Raw genomic sequence first — 8,691 nt, 5'->3', positions numbered from 1 at the left:
TAACAGTGCCAGTTCGTTCGGAGTCACACCGACAGCGAACCGCCGAACCGCCAACCTGCCCAGACCCCGCGCAACACGTAACAAAGCACTACTAGCGCGCGGCGCCGTCCGGGGTGACCGGGTCCGGGCCCGCGTGGGCGTCGCCCTCCATCGGCACCTCCTGGCCGCTCGTCCGATCCACCACCGTCCGCCCGGCCAGCGGGGAGCGCAGGTCGACGGAGACGGCCTGCCGCTTGGCCATCGCGGTGCAGACGTGCCCGGGCTGGACGGTCGGCGGGCCCGGCACGATCACCACGCCCACCTGGCCCGGCTGCGACTCGTCCGCCTTCACCGCGTACGTGGTGCAGACCCCGCCGAAGAAGTAGACGGTCAGCTTGTTGCTGCCGTCCAGCCGGTAGCCGGTCGGCGGCCGGACGTTCGAGTTGGCCGGGCCGCCACCGGCCGGGTTGGGCTCACCGGGGGCGATCCCGTTGGGCGGGGGAGTGGCCGGCGTCGTGGGCCGCCCGGGTGCGGGCTCGGCCGGGGTCGGCGTCGCCCCGCCCGACGGGGCCCCCGCGGGCGCCGGCGCGGACGGCGAACCGGAGTCCGCCGGGGCCGTCGGGGACCCGCTCGGCGGGGCCGAGCTGCTCACGGAGGCCGAGGCGGTGCTCGCCGCCGAGTCCCCGGAACCCTTGCCGTCGCCGTTGCAGCCGGCCAGGGTCACCACTGCCGCCAGCGCGGCCACCGCCAGGGCCACCGCCCGCCGACCGCGGCGGGGCATCGTCTCCAGATCCATCTGCGCATCCTCCCGAGGGCTCAGCGGCGCGGCCTCCTCGGCCGCACCGCGCGGATGTGACGTGCCCCGGTCGGATCCGGTTCCCCGGTCCTCACATGCCGTACTCGGCCATGCCGGCGACCAGCCGCTGCGCCCCGGACGGCACCCGGACGCCGACGGACGCGGGGGCGGCGGGCTCCGGTCCGGCCGTCACCACCGGCCAGAACCGGCGCAGCCGCCGGGAGGAGCGGACCAGCGCGTCGAGGGTCTCGGTGTCCGCGTCGGCTCGGCGGGCGCTCGGCGGGAAGGGGTCGGACATCATCGGGCATCGCTCCGATCAAGGGCCGTGGCCGCATCGCCACGGTCGTCGACGGGCCCCGACCGATCGCGGCAGGGCTCCATGGGGCCGACCCTAGGCCCGGCCCGGTGGGCCCACCAGTGCTACCCGGAGGTAGTACACGTTGGGGGGTCCGGGGTGCCACCATGGCGGGGAAGGCGACCGGCAGCTTGCGGGACTCTTGCTGGCGTGCCGTGCCGGACGGGTACCGTGAGTGGGTTCATTCGCCCCCGCTGGCCCTGTTGCCATCCTGAGGAGACCCCCGTGCGTATCGCCGTCGCCGGCTCGATCGCCACCGACCACCTGATGACGTTCCCCGGTCGGTTCGCCGACCAGCTCGTCGCCGAGCAGCTGCACACCGTGTCGCTGTCCTTCCTGGTCGACGCCCTGGACATCCGCCGTGGTGGCGTCGCGCCGAACATCGCGTTCGGCATGGGCGTGCTCGGGCTCCGGCCGATCCTGGTCGGTGCCGCCGGCGCGGACTTCGCCGAGTACCGCAGCTGGCTGGAGCGCAACAACGTGGACTGCAACTCCGTCCACATCTCCGAGACCCGGCACACCGCCCGCTTCATGTGCACCACGGACGAGGACCACAACCAGATCGCCTCGTTCTACACCGGTGCCATGGCCGAGGCCCGCAACATCGAGCTCAAGCCGATCGCCGACCGCGTCGGCGGCCTCGACCTCGTCCTGGTCGGCGCCGACGACCCCCAGGGCATGGTCCGCCACACCCAGGAGTGCCGCACCCGCGGTTACGCCTTCGCCGCCGACCCCTCCCAGCAGCTGGCCCGCCTGGACGGCGAGGACATCCGCGAGCTGGTGGACGGCGCCTCGTACCTCTTCACCAACGAGTACGAGGCCGCGCTGATCGAGACCAAGACCGGCTGGGACGCCGAGGAGCTGCTCACCCGCGTCGGCACCCGGGTCACCACCCTGGGCAGCAAGGGCGTCCGGATCGAGCGCAAGGGCGAGGCCCCGATCGTGGTCGGCTGCCCGGCCGAGGAGGCCAAGGTCGACCCGACCGGCGTCGGCGACGCCTTCCGGGCCGGCTTCCTGTCCGGGCTGTCCTGGGGCCTCGACCTGGAGCGCGCCGCCCAGCTCGGCTGCATGCTCGCCACCCTGGTGATCGAGACCGTCGGCACCCAGGAGTACGACCTGCGTCCGGCCGCCTTCCTGAAGCGGATCGAGGACGCCTACGGGGCCGAGGCCGCCGCGGAGATCCGCACCCACCTGGTCTAGCGGCCGGGCCCTGGTGGTCCGCCCCCTCAGGAGCGGCGCACCACCAGGTAGGCCGAGCCCCGGTCGCCGCCGTAGTCGGCGGCCGGGGCCTCCCCGGCGTACTCCTGACCGCGCATCCCGCACCAGGCCGGGACGTCCAGCCGGGCCGCCTCGTCGTCCGCCAGCACGGCGACGGTGCCGCCCACCGGCACCTCGCCGATCCGCTTCGCCAGCTCGATCACCGGCAGCGGGCACCGCTTGCCGAGCGCGTCGATCACGAGCAGTGGCCCGGCGTCGCCCGCCGGCGCCGGCAGGTCCAGCCCGAGCGGGGCGCGGACCCCGGCGACCACGTCCGGCAGCACGCGGAGGAAGCGCTCCACGTCGGCCTCGGCCGTCCCGTACGGCAGCGAGACCCGGACGTTGCCCTCGGTGAGCACGCCCATGGCGGCCAGCACGTGGCTCGGCGTCAGGGTGGAGGAGGTGCAGGAGGAGCCGGAGGAGACCGCGAAGCCCGCCCGGTCCAGCTCGGTCAGCAGCACCTCGCCGTCCACGTACAGGCAGGAGAAGGTGACGAGGTGCGGCAGCCGCCGCACCGGGTCGCCGACCACCTCGACCTCGGGCACCAGCTGCGGCACCCGGCCGCGGATCCGCTCCACCAGGGCGTGCAGCCGGGCGTTCTCCCGCTCGGCCTCCGCCCGGACGGCGCGCAGCGAGGCGGCCGCGGCCACGATCGCCGGGACGTTGACGTAGCCGGGCACCAGCCCGCCCTCGCGCTCGTCGGCCGGCAGCGGCGAGGCGTACCGGACGCCCTTGCGCACGGCGAGGACGCCGACCCCGGGCGGTCCGCCCCACTTGTGGGCGCTCGCGGTCAGCAGCGACCAGCCCGCCGGGACGTCCATCCGTCCGGCGCTCTGTGCGGCGTCGACCAGCAGCGGAACCCCGGCCGCGGCGCACAGTTCGGCCACCTCGCCGACCGGCTGGACGGTGCCCACCTCGTGGTTGGCGCTCTGCAGCGCGGCCAGCGCGGTGTCGGTCCGCAGCAGGGCGCCGAAGGCCCGCGGGTCCACCCGCCCGGTGCGGTCCACCGGGGCCACCGAGACCTCGCCGCCGCCCGCCTCGTGGCGTTCGCCGACGTGCAGCACGCTGGAGTGCTCCACCGCGGAGTGCACCAGGTGCCCGCCGCGCCTGCGGTTCCCGGCCAGGGCGCCCAGCAGCCCGAGTTGGACGGCCTGCGTCCCGCTCGCGGTGAAGGAGATCTCGTCGGGCCGCGCGCCCAGGACGGCGGCGACCGTCTCGCGGGCGGCGTCCAGCAGCATCCGGGCCTGCCGGCCGGAGCGGTACAGCCGGGCCGGATCGGCCCAGCCCTCGTCCAGGGCGGCGGTCAGGGCCTGCCGCGCGACGGGGTGCAGAGGGGCCGTCGAGGCCACGTCGAAGTACACGGTCACATTTAACGACACACCCGGAGCCGCGCGGCTCGGTCCGCATTGCTCACCGGCCGTCAGTCGATCACCCCGAATGTCCGCTTCGTCCGGTGCCGACGGGCCGTCACCCGCGTTGTTCGAGGTCATCCCCCGATCGGGCGTAAGGACCTCGAATGCCTGGGATGACCTGCGGCGCAGCGCCTGCCGGGCCTGATCGGGCGACCGGGCGGCGCGTTACCGGGGGCTGCCCGTCAGGAGCGCATAAGGCTGGAGTAGGGTTTGGCCCGCATAAGCATTCAAACCGTGCCCGTGGACGGGTCGCCGGAGGGGCTCACACTCCCCTCCCGGTGCGACGCGAAGGCGGGCGAGACTTCGGGAAGGCGCTACGTGAGTCCCAACGGCTCCGACCGCTCGCCGCGGCGCACGATGCGGCGGAAGCTGCCTCAGGCGCTGGCACTGGGCCTCGTCATCGCGACCGCCACCGGCTGCTCGGCCAACGACCTCCCCAGGCTTGGCCTCCCGAGTCCGGTCACGAAGGAAGGACCCATGGTCCTCCAGATGTGGCAGGGCTCCTGGATCGCGGCGCTGGTGGTCGGCGTACTGATGTGGGGTCTGATCATCTGGAGCGTGATCTTCCACCGGCGCAAGCGCACCGGCGTGGAGATCCCCCCGCAGACCCGGTACAACGTGCCCATCGAGGCGCTCTACACCGCGGTCCCCATCATCATCGTCTCGGTCCTCTTCTACTTCGTCGCCCGCGACGAGTCGAAGCTGACGCATGTCTCCGCGAAGCCGCAGCACTACGTCAACGTGGTCGGTTTCCAGTGGAGCTGGGCGTTCAACTACGAGAACACCGAGACCCCCGACCCGGCCAACAAGGACGCCGCGTACGAAGTCGGTACGCCCAAGGTGGTCCCGACGCTCTGGCTGCCGGTCAACGAGACGGTGCAGTTCCGGCTCACCTCTCGGGACGTCATCCACGACTTCTGGCCCGTCAACTTCATGATGAAGATGGACGTCGTACCGGGCGTGGTGAACAAGTTCGAGGTCACCCCGACCGTCAAGGGTGACTACATGGGCAAGTGCGCCGAACTCTGTGGTTACGACCACTCGCGCATGCTGTTCAACGTCAAGGTCGTCGACCGTGCCGACTACGACAAGCACCTGGCTGAGCTCCGCGCCAAGGGCCAGAACGGTGCGGTGCCTTCCGGCCTCATCAGCATGGGAAGTGAAGAGAAGTGACCATCCTCAACGAGCCCGCCGCGGCCGGCGGGGGCGCCGAGGCCGTCACGGTCGGGGCGCAGCGGACCCGCAAGCCGGGTTCGACCATCATCAAGTGGTTGACCACCACTGACCACAAGACGATCGGCACCCTGTACCTGGGCACGTCGTTCGCCTTCTTCCTGATCGGTGGCATCCTCGCCCTGGTCATGCGCGCCGAGCTGGCTCGTCCCGGGACCCAGATCCTGTCGAACGAGCAGTTCAACCAGGCGTTCACGATGCACGGCACGATCATGCTGCTGATGTTCGCGACGCCGCTGTTCGCGGGCTTCTCGAACTGGATCATGCCGCTCCAGATCGGCGCCCCGGACGTGGCGTTCCCGCGTCTGAACATGTTCGCGTACTGGCTGTACCTCTTCGGTTCGACCATCGCGGTGGCGGGCTTCGTGACCCCGAACGGCGCCGCCGACTTCGGCTGGTTCGCCTACTCCCCGCTGTCGGACGCGGTGCACTCGCCCGGCGTCGGCGGCGACATGTGGATCATGGGTCTGGCCTTCTCCGGCTTCGGCACGATCCTCGGTGCGGTCAACTTCATCACCACGATCATCTGCATGCGCGCTCCGGGCATGACGATGTTCCGGATGTCGATCTTCGTCTGGAACGTCCTGCTGACCTCGGTGCTGGTCCTGCTGGCCTTCCCGGTGCTGGCCGCCGCGCTGTTCGCCCTGGAGGCGGACCGCAAGTTCGGGGCCCACGTCTTCGATCCCGCCAACGGCGGGGCGATGCTGTGGCAGCACCTGTTCTGGTTCTTCGGCCACCCCGAGGTGTACATCATCGCGCTGCCGTTCTTCGGCATCGTGTCGGAGATCATCCCGGTCTTCAGCCGCAAGCCGATGTTCGGCTACTCCGGCCTGATCGCGGCCACCATCGCGATCGCCGGTCTGTCCGTGACGGTGTGGGCGCACCACATGTACGTCACCGGGCAGGTGCTGCTGCCGTTCTTCTCCTTCATGACCTTCCTGATCGCGGTCCCGACCGGTGTGAAGTTCTTCAACTGGGTCGGCACCATGTGGAAGGGCTCGCTGAGCTTCGAGACGCCGATGCTCTGGACGGTCGGCTTCCTGGTCACCTTCCTCTTCGGTGGTCTGACCGGTGTCCTGCTGGCCTCGCCGCCGATCGACTTCCACGTCTCCGACTCGTACTTCGTCGTCGCCCACTTCCACTACGTGGTCTTCGGCACCGTCGTCTTCGCGATGTTCGCCGGCTTCCACTTCTGGTGGCCCAAGATGACCGGCAAGATGCTGGACGAGCGCCTCGGCAAGATCACCTTCTGGACGCTGTTCTTCGGCTTCCACACCACCTTCCTGGTGCAGCACTGGCTGGGCGCCGAGGGCATGCCCCGCCGTTACGCCGACTACCTGGCCTCGGACGGGTTCACCACCCTGAACACCGTCTCGACCATCGGCTCCTTCGTGCTCGGCCTGTCGATCCTGCCGTTCCTCTACAACGTCTGGAAGACCGCCAAGTACGGCGAGAAGGTCACCGCGGACGACCCGTGGGGCTTCGGCCGCTCCCTGGAGTGGGCGACCTCCTGCCCGCCGCCGCGGCACAACTTCCTCACCCTGCCCCGGATCCGCTCCGAATCCCCGGCCTTCGACCTCCACCACCCGGAGATCGCCGCGCTGGACTACCTGGAGAACCACGGCGAGCCGGCCAAGCACCTCGCGGGTGTGACCCCGGCGAAGTACGACGCCCCGAAGCTGGGCAAGGGCAAGCAGGAGGGTGACGCCTGATGAAGGAACAGGGAAAGATCTTCCTGGGCCTGTCGGTCTTCGTGCTGGCGATGGCCATCACGTACGGCCTGTGGACCAGCAACGCGAAGGACGGCCCGGGCCTGGAGGCCGCCGGCACCACCGCGCTGTTCCTGGCCTTCGCGCTCTGCGCCTTCATCGGCTACTACCTCGCCTTCACCGCCCGTCGGGTGGACAGCGGCGCGGGTGACAACCCCGAGGCCGAGGTGGCGGACGACGCCGGCGAGCTGGGCTTCTTCGCCCCGCACAGCTGGCAGCCGCTCTCGCTGGCGCTCGGTGGCGCGCTCGCGTTCATGGGCGTGATCTTCGGCTGGTGGCTGATGTTCTGGGCCGCCCCGATCATCCTGATCGGCATCTTCGGATGGGTCTTCGAGTTCTACCGGGGCGAGAACCAGAACCAGTAGGTTCCGCCTCCGGCGACAGGGCCGGTCCTCCCGTAACGGGAGGACCGGCCCTGCTGCGTCCCGGGGGTGACCGCCTCACTCACCCGGGTGAACGGAGGGTCGCTCGGATGTCGCTCGCCCCAGGGCGTTCCTACGATCTGATCAATCGTACGAATCGTGCGAACCCCTCGGAGGCGGTCATGGCCGACAGGCGCACAATCGCAGGCATCGGCAGCATCTCGCTGGCGCTCGCAGTGCTGGCCCCGCTGGCCGCCTGCTCGTCCGGCCGGGACGAGGCCGTCGGGCCGCACCGGATCGACGCGGGACCGCTCGTCCACCTCTCGGCCGAGGGCAAGGTCGACCCCTCCAAGCCGGTCACCGTCACCGCGGTGGCGGGCAGCCGGCTCACCGACGTCACCGTGGTCGACCCGGACGGCCGGGTGGTGGCCGGCAAGCTCGCCGACGACCAGCACAGCTGGCAGACCACCGGCCGGCTGCGGGCGAACACCGCGTACGCCGTCCGGATCTCCGCCGACGACGGCCGGAACGGGCGCGGCGACACCACCCAGAACTTCTCCACCCTGGCCGCCCAGCGCCTGCTCACCGCCAAGCTCGGCCCGGACTCCTCGGGCAGCGGCGTCTACGGGGTGGGCCAGCCGCTCACCGCGCAGCTCTCCGAGGCGGTGAAGGACCCCCAGGCCCGCCAGGAGGTCGAACGGGCGCTGACCGTGACCTCCCAGCCCGCCGTCACCGGCGCCTGGTACTGGGTGGACGACAAGAACCTGCACTTCCGCCCGGAGGACTACTGGCCGACCGGTACGACCGTCTCGCTGGCCTTCGACGGCACCGGCAGCCGGATCTCGGACGGCCTCTACGGCGGCGACCGCAGCGCGCTGAAGCTGCGGATCGGCGCGCGGGTCGAGTCGGTGATCGACGCGGCCGCCCACGAACTCACCCTCAAGCGTGACGGCGTGACGGTCCGGACCATCCCGGTCACCACCGGCAAGCCCGGCTTCGACACCCGCAACGGCATCAAGGTGGTGCTCGGCCAGGAGCGTTCCGTCCGGATGAGCGGCGAGACGATCGGCATAGCGGCCGGCAGTTCCGAGTCCTACGACCTGGACGTGAAGTGGGCCACCCGGGTGACCTGGAGCGGCGAGTACGTCCACGCGGCGCCCTGGTCGGTCGGCTCCCAGGGCTACGAGAACGTCAGCCACGGCTGTACCGGGATGAGCACCGACAACGCCGAGTGGTTCTACGACAACACCCGGGTGGGGGACCTGGTGACGGTGGTGAACAGCCGCGGCGCCACCATGGAGCCCTTCGGCAACGGCTTCGGGGACTGGAACATCGACTGGACGGACTGGGTCAAGCACAGCGCCCTCGGACAGCCCCTCAGCACCACCGTCCCGCCCGGCCAGGCCCCCGCCGCGGGGATGATGCGGCCCGAGGTCTAGGTGTACTGACCACGGAGGTTGGTGACGGGGTTCACGGCTGGGTGATCTTGAAATGAGTGAGGGCCTTCTGGCTCGGTGTGGATTGCGAC

General features: G+C 70.8%; 8 protein-coding genes. 5 read left to right on the top strand and 3 right to left on the bottom strand.

Annotation, left to right across the window (positions count from 1 at the left end; genetic code table 11):
• Positions 1–91: 91 nt before the first annotated feature.
• Positions 92–775, bottom strand: coding sequence for a hypothetical protein (locus tag ACFY2K_RS43275; RefSeq protein ID WP_380532579.1), 684 nt, complete (start codon positions 773–775; stop codon positions 92–94).
• A 91-nt stretch (positions 776–866) separates the two neighbouring features.
• Positions 867–1,076 carry a hypothetical protein gene (locus tag ACFY2K_RS43270; protein ID WP_380405958.1) on the bottom strand — a complete coding sequence of 70 codons (210 nt, stop codon included), beginning with the start codon at positions 1,074–1,076 and terminating at the stop codon, positions 867–869.
• A 279-nt stretch (positions 1,077–1,355) separates the two neighbouring features.
• Between ACFY2K_RS43270 and ACFY2K_RS43265 the strand changes: the two genes are divergently transcribed.
• On the top strand, positions 1,356–2,330 hold the full coding sequence (locus tag ACFY2K_RS43265) for a carbohydrate kinase family protein (RefSeq protein WP_375897352.1): 975 nt from the start codon (positions 1,356–1,358) through the stop codon (positions 2,328–2,330).
• Positions 2,331–2,356: 26 nt separating this feature from the next.
• On the opposite strand, the gene ACFY2K_RS43260 is transcribed toward ACFY2K_RS43265, so the two are convergent.
• Positions 2,357–3,748 (bottom strand): cysteine desulfurase/sulfurtransferase TusA family protein, encoded by a 1,392-nt coding sequence (locus ACFY2K_RS43260; RefSeq protein ID WP_387718599.1) that lies wholly within the window; start codon positions 3,746–3,748, stop codon positions 2,357–2,359.
• Between the two features lie 369 nt (positions 3,749–4,117).
• Between ACFY2K_RS43260 and coxB the strand changes: the two genes are divergently transcribed.
• From coxB to ACFY2K_RS43240, 4 genes are all read left to right on the top strand, one after another.
• Positions 4,118–4,972, top strand: coding sequence for a cytochrome c oxidase subunit II (gene coxB / locus ACFY2K_RS43255; protein WP_375893319.1), 855 nt, complete (start codon positions 4,118–4,120; stop codon positions 4,970–4,972).
• A complete protein-coding gene (gene ctaD, locus ACFY2K_RS43250) occupies positions 4,969–6,744 on the top strand; it encodes a cytochrome c oxidase subunit I (protein ID WP_375893317.1) in 1,776 nt (591 codons plus the stop codon). Before coxB ends, ctaD begins: the two co-directional genes overlap by 4 nt.
• Entirely contained in the window at positions 6,744–7,166 is a 423-nt protein-coding gene (locus tag ACFY2K_RS43245) for a cytochrome c oxidase subunit 4 (protein WP_375893315.1), read from the top strand. The genes ctaD and ACFY2K_RS43245 overlap by 1 nt, the downstream gene beginning before the upstream one ends.
• Positions 7,167–7,345: 179 nt before the next feature.
• Positions 7,346–8,602, top strand: a complete 1,257-nt coding sequence (locus ACFY2K_RS43240; protein WP_375893314.1) for an Ig-like domain-containing protein — start codon at positions 7,346–7,348, stop codon at positions 8,600–8,602.
• Positions 8,603–8,691 lie beyond the last annotated feature (89 nt).

Origin of the sequence: Kitasatospora sp. NPDC001309 (assembly GCF_042896295.1) — a bacterium.
In the GTDB taxonomy this organism is placed as follows: Bacteria; Actinomycetota; Actinomycetes; order Streptomycetales; family Streptomycetaceae; genus Kitasatospora.
Note: the sequence above shows the minus strand (reverse complement) of the source record. Positions and strands in the feature narration are given on the sequence as shown.